14 protein-coding genes are annotated in these 17,921 nt (G+C 65.1%); 11 read left to right on the forward strand and 3 right to left on the reverse strand.

The genetic code is table 11. From position 1 onward, the window contains the following. Positions 1–68 precede the first annotated feature (68 nt). The 3 genes from D9V34_RS06330 to D9V34_RS17760 all read left to right on the forward strand — a co-directional run bounded on the left by D9V34_RS06330 (position 69) and on the right by D9V34_RS17760 (position 4,375). Positions 69–1,607 carry an MDR family MFS transporter gene (locus tag D9V34_RS06330; RefSeq protein ID WP_121688012.1) on the forward strand — a complete coding sequence of 513 codons (1,539 nt, stop codon included), beginning with the start codon at positions 69–71 and terminating at the stop codon, positions 1,605–1,607. Positions 1,608–1,783: 176 nt separating this feature from the next. Next, positions 1,784–3,310 (forward strand): APC family permease, encoded by a 1,527-nt coding sequence (locus tag D9V34_RS06335; RefSeq protein ID WP_245991936.1) that lies wholly within the window; start codon positions 1,784–1,786, stop codon positions 3,308–3,310. Positions 3,311–3,913: 603 nt separating this feature from the next. After that, positions 3,914–4,375 (forward strand): methylated-DNA--[protein]-cysteine S-methyltransferase, encoded by a 462-nt coding sequence (locus D9V34_RS17760; protein WP_183091878.1) that lies wholly within the window; start codon positions 3,914–3,916, stop codon positions 4,373–4,375. 77 nt (positions 4,376–4,452) lie between these two features. On the opposite strand, the gene D9V34_RS06345 is transcribed toward D9V34_RS17760, so the two are convergent. Continuing rightward, entirely contained in the window at positions 4,453–6,510 is a 2,058-nt protein-coding gene (locus D9V34_RS06345) for an ABC transporter ATP-binding protein (protein WP_121688014.1), read from the reverse strand. Positions 6,511–6,513: 3 nt separating this feature from the next. Beyond that, positions 6,514–8,247, reverse strand: coding sequence for an ABC transporter ATP-binding protein (locus tag D9V34_RS06350; protein ID WP_121688015.1), 1,734 nt, complete (start codon positions 8,245–8,247; stop codon positions 6,514–6,516). A gap of 218 nt (positions 8,248–8,465) precedes the next feature. On the opposite strand from D9V34_RS06350, the gene D9V34_RS06355 reads away from it, so the two are divergent. Next, entirely contained in the window at positions 8,466–9,398 is a 933-nt protein-coding gene (locus tag D9V34_RS06355; RefSeq protein ID WP_121688016.1) for a Ppx/GppA phosphatase family protein, read from the forward strand. 67 nt (positions 9,399–9,465) lie between these two features. Further along, positions 9,466–9,744 (forward strand): GNAT family N-acetyltransferase, encoded by a 279-nt coding sequence (locus D9V34_RS06360; protein WP_121688017.1) that lies wholly within the window; start codon positions 9,466–9,468, stop codon positions 9,742–9,744. On the opposite strand, the gene D9V34_RS18100 is transcribed toward D9V34_RS06360, so the two are convergent. Beyond that, on the reverse strand, positions 9,741–10,625 hold the full coding sequence (locus D9V34_RS18100) for a MarR family winged helix-turn-helix transcriptional regulator (protein ID WP_245991938.1): 885 nt from the start codon (positions 10,623–10,625) through the stop codon (positions 9,741–9,743). The genes D9V34_RS06360 and D9V34_RS18100 overlap by 4 nt on opposite strands. Before the next feature lie 196 nt (positions 10,626–10,821). On the opposite strand from D9V34_RS18100, the gene D9V34_RS06370 reads away from it, so the two are divergent. From D9V34_RS06370 to D9V34_RS06395, 6 genes are all read left to right on the forward strand, one after another. Then, the gene (locus D9V34_RS06370; protein ID WP_183091880.1) at positions 10,822–12,279 is read left to right on the forward strand and encodes a polyprenyl synthetase family protein; all 1,458 of its coding nucleotides are present in this window, start codon (positions 10,822–10,824) and stop codon (positions 12,277–12,279) included. A 46-nt stretch (positions 12,280–12,325) separates the two neighbouring features. Beyond that, positions 12,326–13,306 carry a phytoene/squalene synthase family protein gene (locus tag D9V34_RS06375; RefSeq protein ID WP_245991939.1) on the forward strand — a complete coding sequence of 327 codons (981 nt, stop codon included), beginning with the start codon at positions 12,326–12,328 and terminating at the stop codon, positions 13,304–13,306. Between the two features lie 119 nt (positions 13,307–13,425). Continuing rightward, positions 13,426–15,048, forward strand: coding sequence for a phytoene desaturase family protein (crtI, locus tag D9V34_RS06380; protein WP_121688020.1), 1,623 nt, complete (start codon positions 13,426–13,428; stop codon positions 15,046–15,048). Next, positions 15,045–15,383 carry a lycopene cyclase domain-containing protein gene (locus D9V34_RS06385; protein WP_121688021.1) on the forward strand — a complete coding sequence of 113 codons (339 nt, stop codon included), beginning with the start codon at positions 15,045–15,047 and terminating at the stop codon, positions 15,381–15,383. Before crtI ends, D9V34_RS06385 begins: the two co-directional genes overlap by 4 nt. Further along, complete coding sequence (locus D9V34_RS06390; RefSeq protein ID WP_121688022.1) at positions 15,380–16,546, forward strand: prenyltransferase; 1,167 nt, start codon at positions 15,380–15,382, stop codon at positions 16,544–16,546. The genes D9V34_RS06385 and D9V34_RS06390 overlap by 4 nt, the downstream gene beginning before the upstream one ends. Positions 16,547–16,637: 91 nt before the next feature. Further along, on the forward strand, positions 16,638–17,891 hold the full coding sequence (locus D9V34_RS06395) for an MFS transporter (protein ID WP_220700548.1): 1,254 nt from the start codon (positions 16,638–16,640) through the stop codon (positions 17,889–17,891). Positions 17,892–17,921: the final 30 nt, after the last annotated feature.

Consider the following 17,921-nt stretch of genomic DNA (forward strand, 5'->3'; position numbering starts at 1 on the left):
GAGCCCGACGCACCGCATGCCCGGCTCGCCACACCAAAAAGTTCACCCCCGCTTTACCCTTTTGCGGAATGAACCCACGGGCAACGCCGTTAGCTCTCTGTACGTTATCCCTGAATGTCCCCAGAGGAAGAGTCTTTTTGTCATCTGTTACCACCACACCCGTCTCCGACGAGGTCGCAACCACCCGACGCAATAATCGGGTCATCGGCTTGCTGATCGCCGCCGCGTTTGTGGTGATTCTGAACGAGACCATCATGAGCGTGGCACTGCCCTCACTCACCCATGATCTCGAAATCACCATTGCCGCAGCCCAGTGGCTCACCACCGGCTTCCTGCTCACCATGGCCGTGGTCATCCCGATTACCGGGTTCCTGCTGCAGCGTTTTAATACCCGCCCCATCTTCATCGCCGCGATGGGACTGTTCTCCCTCGGCACCCTGATCGCCGCGGTGGCACCCGGATTTGTGCTGCTTCTGCTGGGCCGCATCGTCCAGGCCAGCGGCACGGCCATCATGATGCCGCTGCTGATGACCACCCTGATGACCCTCGTCCCCGCCGAAAAACGCGGCCGGATGATGGGTTCGGTGTCCATCGTCATCTCGGTGGCCCCCGCCATCGGCCCCACCATTTCGGGCCTGATCCTGCACTCGCTGGGGTGGCGCTGGATGTTTGGTCTGGTGCTCCCGATCGCGATCATCATGCTGATCATCGGCATCCGCAGCATCTCCAACGTCACCGAACCGCGCGTGGTTCCGCTGGATGTTTTCAGTGTGATCCTCTCCGCCCTCGGTTTTGGTGGACTCATCTTCGGAATCAGCCGTATCTCCGAGGAAAGCACCGACGGTGGCGTCACGCTGATCGTCTCCCTGGTTGTGGGTGCCCTGAGTCTCGCAGCCTTCATCATTCGTCAGATCCTGCTGTCGCGTCGTGACCGTGCGCTGCTGGACCTGCGTACCTTCCAGTCGCCGACCTTCACCGCCGGCATCCTGATGATGGTTGTGGCCATGGCCGCGCTGTTTGGCACGATCATCCTGTTGCCGATCTACCTGACCAATGTGATGGGTCGCGACACCATCGAGATCGGGTTGTTCATGCTCCCCGGCGGGCTGGTCATGGGCCTGATGGCACCGTTTGTGGGCCGCCTGTTTGACCGGGTGGGTCCGCGTCCGCTGATGATCCCGGGCTCGATTATCGTCGCCGGTTCTCTGTGGTTCCTGGCCACCGTGGGCACCGCCGCCGGCAGCTCGATCTGGGTTCTGCTGGGCACCCACATCGTGATGAGCTTCGGCCTAGCGCTGCTGTTCACCCCGCTGTTCACAGTGAGCCTGGGTGCGGTTCGTCCCGCACTCTACTCCCACGCCAGTGCGATCGTGGGCACCGTGCAGCAGGTCGCCGGGGCCATCGGCACGGCCCTGTTTATCACCATCCTGTCGGTTCAGAGCCAGGCGTTGCTGGCCGGCGGCGCCACCGCCGGTGCGGCGGTCGCCGGTGGTGTGTCCCAGGCATTCCTGGTGGGTGCCTGCATCGCCACCGCGCTGATTGTGATCGCCCCCTTCATCGGTAAGCCCGCGGATATGCCCGAGGGCGGGGCTCCGATGGGCCACTAACCCCGTCGCCGATCTCACACACGCATCGCGTGGACATCTCAGATGTCCACGCGATGCGTGTTTTTTGGCTCGTTTCCGAACACATCGGCCGCACCCGGTCGGACTGAATAACACGCGCAGGGGCGTTGTCTGCGAGACTTATCCTCTTCGTATTCATTCATCGCTTGGAAACATCTGTGAGTTCTACACCCCGTCCCACCCTCGGCCTGGCCGCTCAGCTGACCCGCCGCCGACCCATCGACGTCCCGCTCACGGATGGATCCCAGCCCGCCCTGCGCCGCAGTCTCGGCCTCTGGCAGCTCACCATGATCAGCATCGGTGCGACCCTGGGAACCGGGGTCTTTGTGGTGCTGGGGACCGCCGTGCCGATGGCCGGTCCCGCCGTCTGGATCGCCTTCATCGTGGCCGGAATCACCGCGATGCTCTCCGCCCTGTCCTATGCCGAGATGGCCGGCAGCGTCCCGGTTTCCGGATCCAGCTACTCCTACGCCTACGCGACGCTGGGTGAGGGGCTCGCCTGGGTCTGTGGCTGGTGTCTGATTCTTGAATATGCGGTCTCGGTGGCCGCGGTGGCCGTCGGCGCGGGCGAATACGTGAACGACGCGCTGGGTGTGTTCGGGCTTGAACTTCCCCGCGAGCTGGTGGCCGGGCCCGATGCCGGTGGCATCGTCAACCTGCCCGCGGCCGCGCTGGTGTTGATCGCGATGTTCCTGCTCGTGCGCGGCACCAGCGAATCGATCACCGTCAACACCATCATGGTGATCCTCAAGATTGCCACCATGCTGCTGTTCATCGTGATCGCATTCACCGCATTCCAGGCCGGAAACCTCGAGCCGCTGGCCCCGATGGGGACCGCGGGCATCGCCGCCGCGGCCTCGCGCCTGTTCTTCTCCTATATCGGCTTTGATGCGGCCTCCACCGCGGGCGAGGAGGCGCTCAATCCGCGCCGGGATCTGCCCCGGGCGATCCTGCTCTCCCTCGGAATCGTCACCGTGATCTACATCCTGGTGGCCATCGCCGCCCTCGGTGCCCACCCCTGGACCGAGTTCACCGAGAACGGCCCCACGCTCGCGGCCATTCTGGATGAGATCACCCACACCCCCTGGATCACCCTGGTCATGGCCATCGGTGCGGTTATCGCCATCGCCAGCGTGGTGCTCACGGTGCTCTACGGTCAGACGCGAATCCTGATGAGTATGTCCCGGGATGGCATGGTGCCCCGGGTGTTCCAGCGCATCTCCGCCAAGAGCCACACCCCGGTGGCCGGCACGCTGATCATCGGGATCGCCGTCGCGATCACCGCCGCACTGATTCCACTGGGTGAGCTCGCCGACGCCACCAGCATCGGGACGCTCTTCGCCTTTGCCCTGGTCAACCTCGCGGTGATCTACCTGCGCCGCACCCGCCCCACCGCGCCACGCGCCTTCCGGGTTCCGCTCTACCCGGTGGTCCCCATCCTGGGGTTCCTGTGCTGTGTGGGGCTGATGGTGAGCCTGGGTAGCAACACCTGGATCGTCTTTGTGATCTGGATGATCATCGGCGTGATCTGGTACCTGGTGTATTCCCGCTCGCACTCGGTCGTGGGCGCACTGAGCGCCGACGAGTATGAGCAGGCGCACGCCGCCGGGCTGGCACACGCCGAGCGCCTCGCCCGTGAGGACGATAATCCGAATGCAGAATCGGAGCGCGACTCCCGTTCCTAGAAGTTGCCCACAGCCTCAAAGAGGCGCAACGTTCTCCACAATTTGAAACCCTCGACGGCGTCAAATCCGTACCCCTGATGGACTGAGAAACCAACCAATCAGATCCAGGGAAGGCTCCGAACGGCGACGTCACACGCGTCGGCTCGCGCATACCACTCGCATCCGTGCACCGGTGCCTCCCCCAGAAGCAGGGAGCACGCCATGAAACCCACACCCGCTGATCGCGGTCACCCCGGGGCACCGGCCTCGGAATCTGTGCCCACGGGGCCTCCGCAAGCGGTGCCGAGGGCGGGGGCGGCAGCACATGTCGCCGGGATTGGGACGCATGCCGAGCTCACCGATCTCCCCGACAGCACGGTTCTCCACCGGTTGATCCGCGATGTGCGGTTTCGGGAGCGCTCGCGCTCCCCCGTGCGATTCCCGCCGGCCGAGCCAGCCCCGCCGGGTCCGCTGCCGGTGGGTTTTGCCGGAGCTCAGGGATCGACACTCCCGCGTATACCCACGGCCATTAGCTCACGGGCTGCGCATCCCGCGCGGGCCCGCCAGGGGACGGTTTTGGACGCATACGAGGCCTCGCTCCCATCGCCCTGGGGAACCCTAACCGTGCTCGCCTCGGCCGCCGGGGTGGTACGACTTACCTTCGCCGAAGCCGGCGGCACCAGCGGTGCGCTCGCTCACCTGGCGGCGGGTCTGCGTATCGCGCCCGAGCGCTCGCGTGCCCACGTTGGACTAGCACTCGAACAACTACGCGAGTACATCGCGCATCAGCGGCGGCGTTTCGATCTCCCGATCGATCTCGGGCCGTTTGGGCTTTACCATCGAGAGGTACTCGGGTTTCTCCCTCGATTACGTTACGGCCACACGGTCAGCTACGGCGAGGTGGCCTCGGCAACCGGGCGCCCGCTGGCCATGCGCGCGGTCGGCGCCGCGTGTGCCCTCAACCCGGTGCCGATCATCTTTCCCTGCCATCGGGTTATCCACGCCGATGGGAGCCTGGGCGGCCATATTGCCGGGACCTGGGTCAAACATGCCCTCCTCACGCATGAGGGGGTGTTTGACGAATGAACGGGCAGACGGCGAGGGGCCGCATGGTGTGCGAAACACACCATGCGGCCCCGGAAACACGAACCGTAGCCCGACTCCTAGCTGGTGGGCTGAGTGGGAATCGCCCCGGTGGCGTCAAAGGCCAGCGGGTCCGAGGACTCCTCCAGCTCATGACCGCCCGAGAACTGGGACATGTACAGGTTGTAGTACGCGCCCCGCTGCTTGAGCAGCGACTCATGCGAGCCCTGCTCAACAATTCGGCCCGACTCCATCACCAGGATCGTGTTGGCATCACGAATCGTGGAGAGTCGATGCGCAATCACAAACGAGGTACGGTCGGTGCGCAGCGCGGCCATCGCCTGCTGGACCAACAGCTCGGTGCGGGTATCCACCGAGGAGGTGGCCTCATCCAGAATCAGCAGCGACGGGGATGCCAGGAATGCCCGTGCAATCGTGATCAGCTGCTTCTCGCCGGCCGAGACGTTGGATCCGGCATCGTCCAGAATGGTGTCATAACCGTCGGGGAGCTGACGCACGAAACGATCCACGAACGTGGCCTGAGCCGCGGCGATGACCTCCTCATCGGTGGCATCAAGGCGTCCGTAGCGGATGTTGTCACGAATCGTGCCCTCGAAGAGCCACGCATCCTGCAACACCATGCCCACCTTGGAGCGCAGCTCCTGACGCGGAACCGTGGTGATGTCCGTGCCGTCCAGCAGAATGCGTCCACCCTGAAGCTCGTAGAAGCGCATGACGAGGTTCACCAGGGTGGATTTACCCGCCCCGGTGGGCCCCACAATGGCCACCGTGTGTCCGGGTTCTGCCTCGAAGGACAGATCCTCGATCAGCGACGTCTCCTCGTTGTAGGAGAAGGTCACGTGCTCAAACTCCACGTGCCCATCGGTGTGAGCGGGCAGGGCACCGGTGGTGTCATCCTCGCTCTGTTCCTCGGCGTCGAGCAGCTCAAAGGTCCGCTCGGCCGAGGCCACACCCGACTGCAGCATGTTTGCCATGCCGGCCAGCTGGCCGATCGGGCTGGTGAACTCACGCGAGTACTGAATGAACGCGGTGGCATCACCCAGGGTCATCGACCCGGTGGCCACACGCAGCCCGCCCACAACCGCGATGCCGACATACGAGAGATACGACACAAACTGCATCGCCGGCATAATGATGCCGGAGATGAACTGCGCACCAAACGATGCCTTAAACAGCCCCTGGTTGCGCTCGTCGAAGCCCTCCAGCATGTCCTTCTGACGGCCGAACAGGGTTACCAGATCGTGGCCGGAGAACGACTCCTCAATGTGCCCATTCAGCACACCGGTGTTTTTCCACTGAGCGGCGAACAGCTTCTGCGAGCGCGAGCCGATCACGCCGGCCACAATTGCCGAAAGCGGCAGGGCGATCAGCGCGATCAGCGCGAGTTGCCAGGACACGATGAACATCATTACCACGATGCCGATGATGGTCAGCACCGCCTGGATCATCTGCGCAAACGCCTGTTGGAGGGCGTTTTGGATGTTATCCACGTCGTTGGTCACCCGCGAGAGCAGGTCGCCACGCTGACGGGTATCAAAGTAGTTCAGCGGCAGACGGTTGAGCTTGGTTTCGATGTCCCGACGCAGGTTGTACACAACCTTCATCACCAGCTTGTTCAGGATGTAGCCCTGGGCCCACATGAAGAACGAGGAAATGAGATACATGGCCAGCACGATAAAGATCAGTCGGCTCAGATTGACGAAATCAATTCCCTGCCCGGGGGTGAAGTTGATCTTCTCGAGCATGTCCGCACGCGACTGATCACCCGAGGCGACCAGTCCAGCGATGACCTGCTCCTTGGTGGCCCCGGCGGGCATGCCTGCGCCGATGGCCCCACCGAAGATCACGTCCATGGCCTGGCCCAGAATCTTGGGTGCGATCACGCCCAGAACAACGGAGACCACAACCATCGCCACAACGATGGATACGCCTACCCGCTCGGGTGCCAGCAGACCCATCAGGCGCTTGGCCGAGGGCCAGAAAGCCTTAGCCTTCTTGGGCGGTGCCCCGCCGCCGAACATGTCGTCATTGGAACCCGCCGCCAGCTCACGCTCGTCAAATTCCAGAACGGCTTCGGGGGTTTCAGATTCCAGGGAATCGTTTTTCTTGCGCGCCATGAGTTACGCCACCTCCGATGCACTGAGCTGGGAATTCACAATTTCCAGATAGGTTTCGTTGGACTCAAGCAGCTCCTCATGGGTGCCCCGTCCCACAATTTTGCCGTCGTCCATGACCAGAATCTGATCCGCATCGGTGATTGTGGAGACCCGCTGGGCCACGATGATCACCGTGGCATCACGGATTTCGTCCTTGAGAGCCGCACGGAGTTTGGCATCCGTGGTCACATCCAGGGCGGAGAACGAGTCATCAAACAGGTACACCTTGGGCTCTGCCACCAGGGTGCGCGCGATACACAAACGCTGACGCTGTCCACCGGAGACGTTCGTGCCACCCTGCGAGATCGGGCTATCCAGCCCGTGTTCCTTCTCCCGAACAAAGCCGGCACCCTGTGCCACCGTCAGAGCCTGCCAGAGCTTGTCATCTTCGGCATGCTGATCGCCGAAACGAAGATTGCTGCCCACCGTGCCCGAGAACAGGAACGGACGCTGAGGAACCATTCCCACCCGATCCGAAAGCTGTGCGCGGGTGTAGTGCGAAACCGGAACTCCGTCCAGGAGAACCTCGCCCTCGCCCGCGTCGTAGAGGCGCGGGATCAGGTTCAGCAGGGTCGACTTACCGGATCCGGTCGAGCCGATGATGGCCGTGGTTTTCCCGGGCTCCGCGGTAAACGAAAGCCCTTCCAAAACCTGGTTCTCGGCACCCGGATAGCCAAAGCCGACGTTGCGGAACTCCACCACACCGCGCGGGTTGGTAACCTCCACCGGTTCCTCGGGCTCGGCCATGGTCGGCTCCACATCAAGAACCTCACCGATTCGCTCGGCACACACCACGGCACGCGGAATCATCATGACCATAAAGGTCCCCATCATGACCGCCGCCAGAATCTGCAGCAGGTACTGCAGGAATGCCGTCAGCGAGCCCACCTGCATGTCACCGGTATCAACCCGGTGACCGCCAAACCACAGCACGGCGGCCGTGGCCAGGTGCAGGATCATTCCAATCAGCGGGAACATCAGCACAAAGATCGAGCCGACCTTCAGCGAAACCTTGGTCAGCGCATGGTTCGCATCGCCAAAGCGCTGGGTTTCAAAATCCTCACGCACAAAGGCTCGCACCACGCGGATGCCGATGATCTGCTCACGCAGCACGCCGTTGATACCGTCAATCTTGTCCTGCATCGACCGGAACAGCGGCATCAACAGGGTGACCAGGTAACCAACAACGGCAATCAGCAGGGGCACCGAGACCCACACCAGCCAGGACAGGCCCGCATCTTCGCGCAGGGCCATCACGATGCCACCCACGCACATGATCGGGGTAGACACCATAAAGTTCAGGGTCATCAGCAGGAGCATCTGCACCTGCTGAACGTCATTGGTTCCGCGGGTAATCAGCGTCGGTGCACCAAAGCGGCCCAGCTCCTGAGCGCGGAAGTTAGAAACACGACCGTAGACGCTGCGACGCAGGTCGCGACCCACGGCCATTGCGGTTTTGGCACCAAAATAAACGCCGCCGATCGCGGCGGCGACCTGGACCAGGCACACCCACAGCATGGTGGCACCGGTGGCCCAGATGAAGTTGACGTCGCCCTTAGCCACGCCCTGATCAATGATCTGGGCGTTCAGGCTGGGCAGATAAAGAGCGGCAAGAGTCGCGATCAGTTGCAAAATAACAACGGCCACGATCCACCGAACATACGGGCGCGAATATCGCAGTAAGAGCCGTAAGAGCATGGGATCCATCCTGGTATGGAGTGTAAACAAGAGAGCTTCTAGCGGACGCAACCCGCTGAGCACTCATGCTAACGCGGTTTAGGTCGATTTAGCGTCCATCATTTGGCTGATGTTCACAGCCTCTGTCGCACTATACGGAATACCGAGGACATCACGATGGCCGAGGTGAGTGGTCCGCGATCGTTGGTGAGTGGGGCCAAATCGGTTACTGTGATCACATGCGTCTCGGTGTACTCGATGTTGGCTCAAATACCGTCCATCTTCTCGTGGTGGATGCTCACCCCGGCGCGGGTCCCATCCCGATGACCGATCACAAATCGGTGCTGCGCCTGATGCGCTACATCGACGCGGAGGGGCGCATCAGCGATGAGGGCGTCGCCGCCCTGATCGACGCGGTGAGCGCGGCAGCGCGGATCGCCGATGCGGCGGGGCTGGACGCCTTTTTGCCCATGGCCACATCCGCCATACGTGAGGCTGCCAACGGGCCCGAGACCCTCGAGCTCATTCGCGCCCACACCGGCGTGGACCTTCAAGTACTCAGCGGGGAGGAGGAATCCCGACTCACCTTCCTGGCGATTCGCCGCTGGTACGGGTGGTCCGCGGGCAATATTTTGGTCTTTGACATCGGTGGCGGCTCCCTGGAAATCTCACAGGGGTCCGATGAGATGCCCGATGTGGCCGTGAGCCTGCCTCTGGGCGCCGGACGCACCACCGTCTCCCACCTTCATGACGACCCACCCACCCTCGAACAGACCGAGGAGCTGGCCGCCCACGCACGCCGGATTCTCGGCGAGGCCCTCCCGTTGTTTTCCGAGCAGGGAGCGCCCGACCACATCGTTGGCTCGTCAAAAACCATTCGTTCCCTGGCCAAACTGGCCGGCAGCAGCGGCGACAACACCGACGGGCGCACCCGACTCAGTCTCAAGCGACTCACCGACTGGGTCCCGCGCCTGGCGATGATCCCGGCCAGCGCAAGACACGCACTTCCCGGCATTACCGAGGACCGTGCCTTCCAAATTGCCGCCGGAGGAATCGTGCTGCGCGAGGCCATGGGGACCATGGGAGCATCCGCCCTCGAGGTCTCACCCTGGGCCCTGCGCGAGGGAGTCATCATGCGTTATCTGGACCAGCTGCACGGCACTTCTTCCTGAGCCGAGATGCCGGATTTCAGGCCCCGAACCCGTTGATCGATGTGCGCACAGGGTCTAGGCTGAGGGCATGGAGATCACCCGATCAAACGAGCATTCCCGCTACGAACTCCGCGAAGAAGGAGAGGTGCACGCCACCCTTGCCTTCACCGAGCGCAACGGCGTGACACTCCTGACCTACAGCTATACCGAGCCCACACAGCGCGGTCGCGGGCTCGCCGCCAAACTGGTCGAGTTTGCGATCGAAGACATCAGCCAGGACCCCACCCATAAGATCACCCCGACCTGCGGATACGTCCGCGGGTGGTTTGCCAACCATCCCGAACACCAGGGTCTCCTCGCCGACTAACGGTGCCGAGGAAACCCGGTATTCCGCGCAGCCCTGTCAGTCGAAGTGACAGCGCCGTCAGGTAAAGCATCTGCGGCCACCGCAGTCACATCGGGGCCAATGCTCTCCCCGATTCGATCGAGAAAGCTCACCACAGCTGCACGCTCAGAGGCGTTCAATGACTCTGCGGCGGCGAGCATGCGTTCATGCCGGCCGCTCAGGGTACCGCGCACCTCACGATGGGTTTGAGGGCTCGCCTGCAGAAGGATCGCCCGGCCATCCACCGGATGCGGCAGCCGGCGCAGATGCCCCGAGGCTACCAGCCGGTCGGTGAGCTTGGTGGTTGAGGCGGAGGAAATCCCCAGGTGATCGGCCAAGCGCTTGCCCGTCACGGGCTCATCGCGGCCGGCCGCGGCGATCAGGAATCGCAGAGCCGCCATATCGGTCTCCCCCATCCCCATTTCGCGTCGGGTTTCTCGCCGCATCGCCTCGTCCCGTTCTCGCCAGCGGCGCAACGCCCGCAGGACCGCAACGGGCCCCACCTCCGACGAGTGTGCCGCGTCTGCGCCTCTCGGGCTTCCCGGCGCAACGCCGGGGCCATCCGACCGATGCTCCACATCCTGATCCTGCGGGAGAGCATCAGTCCCGGCTGCGCTCCCCCGGACCTCCACATCCGAGGCCGCCAGCGCGATCTCCGCCCCATCCGCATTCGTACCGGCACCCACCTCGGAGAGGGACAGTACGGGCTCCAGATCCGAGGCCGCCAGCGCGATCTCCAGATCGGAGGCGGTCGCCGCAGACTCCGTCCCGGGCGCACCGGAATCCTCGTCCGGCAGGTACCAGTAGGGGGCGTTCATGATGTCCAAAAGTTTTGGGGACGGGATGCGAGATGCACTGATCACATGATACCGTCAACTCATTAGCTAGCCTAGCTAGTTATTTAATCCGGGAGGCACAACGATGAATGCACCGCTAGGTCACACCCTCGTTCGAGCAACACCCGCCGGGACGGCCGCACCCACGGCATCGTCCACGGAGGAGGAGTCAACCGCCGCGTCGTCCGCGCGCGAACGGCATCGACTCGCCCGGATTAGGTCCGTGACTGGCGACCCGAATGTACGTCATGGACACAGCCACCTCCCCGGGGGCGCGATCCAGAATCACGATGAACGTGCACTGCTCGTTTCCGTGGACGGTGGAATCCCCTCCCCCCAGACCGCCATCACCGATGGCGCAGCACGCGTCGAGCACGCGCTCCCCTCGGACTCCGAGCTGGGTGCGCTGCTCGACGCCGGCTACGATCAGGACGGGCTCGACAGCGCCTGCACCTGCGACATCCCGCCACGGGTGAGCGAGCTGAGCCGCCGCGTGGAAACCACTCTTTCGGCCTTCCTGCAGGATGGTCTGGCCAAGAGTCGCCGGATGGACGTCTCCTATCCTCCGCTCTGGGCGGGGCTCACCCAGGCGCTCACCGGGGGCAAGCGCATCCGCCCGCGCCTGGTCCTCGGTGCCTATCTGGCTCTGGCCGCAGAGGACGCCGTGTCGGAGGGCGCCGAACCAGCACACCAGACCGGCGTCGCCGGCGACCCAACCCAGACACGGCCCGCGGCCGCCAGCACAGCCGCTGCCACTGCCACCGCCACTGCCGCTGCCGCTGCAACTGCCGCTGCCACTGCCACTGCCACCGACTCGCTGCTGAGCGCCCTGGTGGCGACGGCCGCCGCGCAGGAACTGCTGCACGGGGCATTTGTGGTGCATGACGACATCATCGACGGCGATCTGCTGCGGCGCGGCAAGCCCAACCTGACCGGTGCCATCCTCGCCGAGCATCCGCTGCGCGAGTCCGATCCGGCGCGGGCCCGGCGCGACGCCGAGTCCTCGGCCATCATCGGCGGAGATTTACTGCTCAGCGCCGCCCAGCGACACATCGCGCTCCTCGACGTGGACACCCGGATCCGGCACCGCCTGCTCGATCTGTTTGACGAGGCCGTACACATCACCGCCGGCGGGGAGCACGCCGATGTGAGCCTCGCCGCGCTGGAATCCGGCTCCCCAACCATCACCCGCATCCTCAGCATGACCGAGCACAAGACCGCCAGCTACACCTTCTCGGTGCCGCTCCGGGCCGGGGCCGTGCTCGCCGGGGCCGATGAAAACCTGCTGGGCGCACTGGATGAGGTCGCGCGGGCCCTCGGCCTGGCCTTCCAGCTGCAGGATGATCACCTCGGGGTGTTTGGGGAGAGCGCCCGCACCGGCAAGAGCATCACCGCCGATCTGTCCTCGGGCAAGAACACCGCGCTGGTCTCGCTCGCCCGTGACAGCACCGCCTGGCCACTGATTGTCGCCCTGCAACACGCCCCCGAATCGGCGAGCGCCGCCCAGTGGGAGCACGTGCGTTCCGAGCTAGTGCGCACCGGCGTGCGCGAGCGTCATGATGCGCTGGTGGCCGATGCCACCCGACGGGCCCATGCCGCAACCCTCTCCCCCGCGTTACCGCCACGGTTGCGCAGTTACCTTACATCCGTCATTATCGAGCTCGGGGGACGTGATGTTTAGTCTGCGACTCCTGGCAACAGCGCCCGTTCCCACCCAGATTGAGCCCGTGACCCCCACCTCCGAACACTCAGATAGCGGCCCTCAGCCCGCAGCGACCTCGACCGCGGCACCGCGAAGCCGCCGTCCGTCCGTGCCCGCGCGCGCCCCAGAGACGGGGCTCGACCTCTACAACCGGGTCGCGACCGAGAACAGTGTGCACCTCCTCAGCCGCTACTCAAGCTCCTTCGGTGCCGCGAGCCTTCTCCTTCCGGGTCGCATGCGCACCCGGATTGCCGCGATCTATGCGCTGGTGCGGGTGGCCGATGAGATTGTGGACGGTCCCGGCGAGAGCGCCGGACTCAGCACAGCCGAGTGTGCGCAGACCCTGGACGCCCTGGAGGCCGAGACCGAACACGCCCTGGCCACCGGATTCTCCAGCAACCTGGTGGTACACGCGTTTGCCCAGACCGCCCGCGCGGCCGGGTTCGGGACCGAACTAACCCGACCGTTCTTCGCCTCGATGCGCATGGACCTGGAACAAAACGTGCACGATCAGGCGAGTATCGATGCCTACATTTATGGTTCGGCCGAGGTCATCGGGCTGATGTGCACGGCGGTATTCTGTCAGGACTCCCGAGTGGATCCGCAGCGCCCCGAAATTGTGGATGCCGCCCGCGCGCTGGGTTCTGCCTTCCAGAAGATCAACTTCCTGCGCGATCTGGGCAGTGATCTGGACGCGCTGGGGCGTAACTATTTCCCGGGGATCAATGTGGCTCTGCTGACAGCGCGGGATCGTGACACCATCATCGCCGATATCGATGGCGACCTGGCCCGCGCGCGGGCGGGCATTGGCCTGCTCCCGCGGGTGAGCCGCCCGGCGGTGATCTGCGCGACCGAGCTGTTTGCCACCCTGACCCGCAAGATGGGAGCCATTCCCGCGCGGGAGCTGCTGCGCCGTCGCATCCGAGTGAGCACCCCCCACAAGGTGGTGATTGCCCTGCGCGCGCTGATCGTCGGCAGGTTCCTGCCCTCCCGCGGCGGGCGGTAGCCCCGGCGCTCGGTTGCGCCGCATCCGCCCCGAGCACGGTACCCGGGGCCCGGCATCCCTGCGGCCGTCCGCTCCCCTTCCCTCGGCCATCCGCCACCACCCAACGATTGGATCCGTTCTTGTCCGAGACCGCACAGCCCGACACCTCCGCAGGGCACCCCCAGCATGCCGTGGTGATCGGGGGTGGCGTGGCCGGGTTGGCCACCGCGGGGCTGCTGGCCCGTGACGGCTACAGGGTCACCCTGGTCGAGCAAAATCCCGAGGTGGGTGGACGCGCCGGATCGTGGAGCAGCGAGGGATTCCGCTTTGACACCGGGCCCTCCTGGTATCTGATGCCCGAGGTGTTTGATCACTTCTTCGCGATGATGGGGTCCAGCACCGCCGCCGAGCTCGACCTGGAAACCCTGGACCCGGGTTATCGGGTGATCTTCGAAAAGGATCACGAGGCCGTGGACATTCGCGCCCAACGCGAGGCCAACCGGGCACTGTTTGAGCAGCTGGAACCGGGATCCGGCCCCGCGTTTGACCGCTATCTGGCCTCGGCAGAGCAAACCCTGGACCTCGCCACGCGCTCCTTCCTCTATACCAACTTCGAAAACCTCTCGGCCTTTTCCAGCCGCGCGGTGATCGCGCGCGCGGGCACACTCGTGCACCTGCTGACCCGATCCCTGCACGCGTTTGCGCGCGACCACTTCACCGACTCGCGGATCCTGCGAATCCTCGGATACCCGGCGGTGTTCCTCGGGTCCTCGCCGTTTCGGGCCCCGGCGATCTATCACCTGATGAGCGGCCTGGATCTGAACGGCGGAGTGCAGTATCCGCGCGGCGGGTTCACCGAGCTGGTGCAGGCGCTCGCCCGGCTGGCGGATTCGGCCGGAGTCACGATCCTCACCGAAACCCGGGTGCAGGAAATCACCACCGAATCTGCCGGACGCCGGGCTCGCGCGACCGGGGTGATCACCGAGCGCTGCGGCGTGACCTCCCGGATCGAGGCGGACATCGTGGTCTCGGCGGCGGACCTGCACCACACCGAAACCCGACTTCTCCCGCCTGCACTGCAGTCTCGACCCGAACGCTCCTGGAAGCGCACGGTGCCCGGTCCCGGCACGGTCCTGGTGTTCCTCGGGATCCGCGGGGAGATTCCCGAGCTGCCGCACCACACCCTGCTGTTCACCGAGGACTGGGAGGGTAACTTCCAACGCATCGACGCCCCGGCACCCGCGCCCGGGGAGCCCTGGCTGCCCGATCAGACCTCGCTGTATGTGTGTCATCCCTCGGCCTCGGATGCGAGCGTGGCACCGCCCGGACACAGCAACCTGTTTGTGCTGGTGCCCGCGCCTTCCAATCCCGATCTGGGCGGCGAGGGCGACGCGGAGGTTGAGCGGATCACCGATGCGGCCATCGATCAGATCGCCGCCTGGGCAAAGATCCCCGATCTGCGTGAGCGAATCGTGGTACGCCGCAGCATCGGTCCGCGCGATTTCGAACGGGACTTCAACGCGTGGCGCGGAACCGCCCTGGGCCTTGCCCACACCACCGCGCAGAGTGCGTTCTTCCGCGGCAAAAACGTGTCCTCGAAGGTCTCCGGACTCTACTACGCCGGCGCCACCACGGTTCCGGGCATCGGGTTGCCGATGTGCCTGATCAGTGCCGAGCTGGTCCTCAAGCGCCTGCGCGGGGACCGTAGCAGTGCCCCGCTGCCCGAGCCTGCCCCCGCACTTGGCGATCGTGACACCGCATGACCGGCGGCTATGCCCTCGCGCTGCTGATCTCGATCGGCGGCCTCGCCCTGATCGACCTGCGCCACAAACTGTTTTTCTGGGCCTCCCCGATTCGCGCCGCGCTGACCCTGACCGCCGGTCTGGTCGCGTTCATCGCCTGGGATCTGTGGGCGATCCACGCGGGCATCTTCTTCCGTGGTGACAGCCCACTGCTGCTGCACTGGAACCTTGCCCCCGAGTTCCCGGTCGAGGAGATCCTGTTCCTCACCCTGCTGTGCTATTCGGCGATGATCCTCTACACCCTGGGCGCAAGACTGCTCACCCGCATCCGCACCCGTCGGAGCGCGGCCGCATGATGTACTGGCAGATCTGCGCGATCGTGTTGGCCGGTGGCTTGGGGGTGTTTGCCCTCACCCGATCCGGAGGTGCCCGAGTCTCACTCGGTGCGGCGGCCATTTCCCTGGCCGGGCTGACAGTGGCGACCGCGGTTTTTGACAACATCATGATCGCGCTGGGCCTCTTCGACTATGACCGGGACACCCTGCTCGGTCTCAACATCGGCAACGCCCCGATCGAGGACTTCACCTATCCGCTGCTCGCGCTGCTGATCCTGCCCGGGGTCTGGCTTGCACTGGGAAAGCTCAGCAACGCCGACTGGCGCACGATCCTGCGATCCTCCCGCCCGGTGTCCTGGATCAACACTGCCTATCCGTTTGCGGCGGCCATGCTGATCACCCGCGGCACCGTGGATGGCGAACTCATCGTGGGCACCCTGTTTTTCCTGATCCCCTACAACCTGCTGATGTACGGGGTCAACGACGTCTTCGACTATGAGTCCGACCTGCGTAATCCGCGCAAGGGTGGCATCGAGGGCGCGGTGCTCGAGCGCCGACTACACCGGCCGGTTCTGTGGACCGGCGCGCTGCTCGCGCTGCCGGGCTTTGTGTACCTGCTCGCGGTGGGCAGTCCCCTCTCGGGGCTGCTCCTGATCCTGTGTGTGGCCGGCGTGCTCGCCTACTCGGTGCCGCCGCTGCGCACCAAGGAGCGGGCGGTCGCCGACTCGGTGACCTCAAGCCTGCACTTTGTGGGCCCGGCGATCGTGGGTCTGGCCCTCGCCGGTGCCCAGTGGACCCCGGCGCTGATCTGCCTCCTGGTGGCGTTTTTCCTCTGGGGGGCCGCCAGCCACCTGTTTGGGGCCGTCCAGGATGTGGAGGCTGACCGCGCCGCCGGGATCTCCTCCTCGGCCACCGCCTGGGGTGCCCGGGCGGCGGCGCGGGTGTCCGTGCTGCTCTATCTCGCGGCGGGGATCGCGGCCCTCGGCATTCCCGGTTGGGGCCGGCTCTCGGCGCTCCTGGTGATCCCGTATCTGATCGTGACCCTGCCCTCCTGGAACATCACCGATGCCACCGCCGAGAGCGCCAACCGTGGCTGGCGACGCTTCCTGCTGCTCAATCAGTTCACCGGGTTTGTGATCACGATGCTGCTGATCCAGTTCGCGCTGGCCACCGTGCAGGCCTAGCCGGGGGTGTCCCCCAATTGGTAGGCACCCGGTTGGGGTCTTGACCGGGTCTCGCCCGCGCGGTGAGATGGCTCAAGACGATTGCGAGACGATGATGCCCCATCCCCCCATCACCGCCCCGGATCCCGGCGCACTCATCCCCGAGGCCCCGGTCTCCAGGCGATGGATCGCCGCGTTCACGCTGGCCTGGTTCGGATACTGGATGGCCAGCCTGGTGCCGCTTCAGCTCCTGCTCCCCAGCCAGTTTCAGGCCCTGAACCCCGGTGACAAGGTCCGCGATCTGGCCATCACCAACGGCGTAGCCGGGGTCGTGGCCCTGGTGACCCTGCCGGTTTTTGGAGCGCTATGCGACCGCACCATCTCGCGCTTTGGCCGGCGCCGCCTGTGGATCGCCGGAGGCGCGTTTGTGGGTGCCCTGGCCGTGGCCCTGGTGGGCGAGCAGACGAGCACCGGCGGGGTGGTCCTGTGGTGGGCGGTGGCCACCGCGGGGGCCAGTGCGATGATGGGCGGTCTCACCGCGGTCATCGCCGACCGGGTGCCCGAGCGCCAGCGCGGCATCCTCTCGAGTGCGATCTATGGACCGCAGGCCCTCGGCGTGGTGATCGGCATCGCCGCCGTGACCCTGTTTGCCCTGCAGCTGCGCACCGCGTATCAGCTGCTGGGGATCGCCCTGGTGCTGTGCGCGATCCCGTTTGTCTGGATACACCGCGAGCGCCGCGGCATGCGCACACCCCCGCTGACCCTCTCGGCGATCGCCTCGGGACTCTGGGTCAACCCGCGTCGGCACCCCGAGTTTGCCTGGGCGTTCGGGAGCCGCACGCTGGTCAACCTCGCCAACTCGCTGGGCACCTGCTACATGCTGTTTTTCCTCACCGACGGCCTGCAGCTGGACAGCCCCGAGGACGCCCTGCTCATCGTGACCCTGGTGTATCTGGCCGCCGCCCTCGCCTTCACCTACCTGGCCGGACTCTACTCGGACCGGACCGGACGCCAACGCGGGGTCCTGATCATCGCCGGCCTGGCCCAGGCCCTCGCGGCGGCGCTGCTGGTCTTCGCCCCGAGCTTTGTGATGGCGATCATCGCCGCCGCGTTTATCGGCGGCGGCTTCGGAGCGTCGATGTCGGTGGGCCAGGCGGTGGTGACCCGCGTACTCCCCGACGCCGAGAACCGGGCCAAGGACCTGGGCATCATGAACATCGGCCTGGTGGTGCCCACCACGATTGCGCCGCTGATCGCGGCGATCCTGATCACCACCAGCGGCGGCTACACCCTGCTGTTCGCGGCCACGGCGGTGTTCGCGCTCGGCGGGGTGTGGATGATCACCCGGCTGAAGAGCATCCGCTAGGGGCTGCTCGGCCAGCCGGGAAGTTCGAGC

It is taken from the genome of Mycetocola lacteus (assembly GCF_003667575.1).
Taxonomy (GTDB): Bacteria; Actinomycetota; Actinomycetes; order Actinomycetales; family Microbacteriaceae; genus Mycetocola; species Mycetocola lacteus.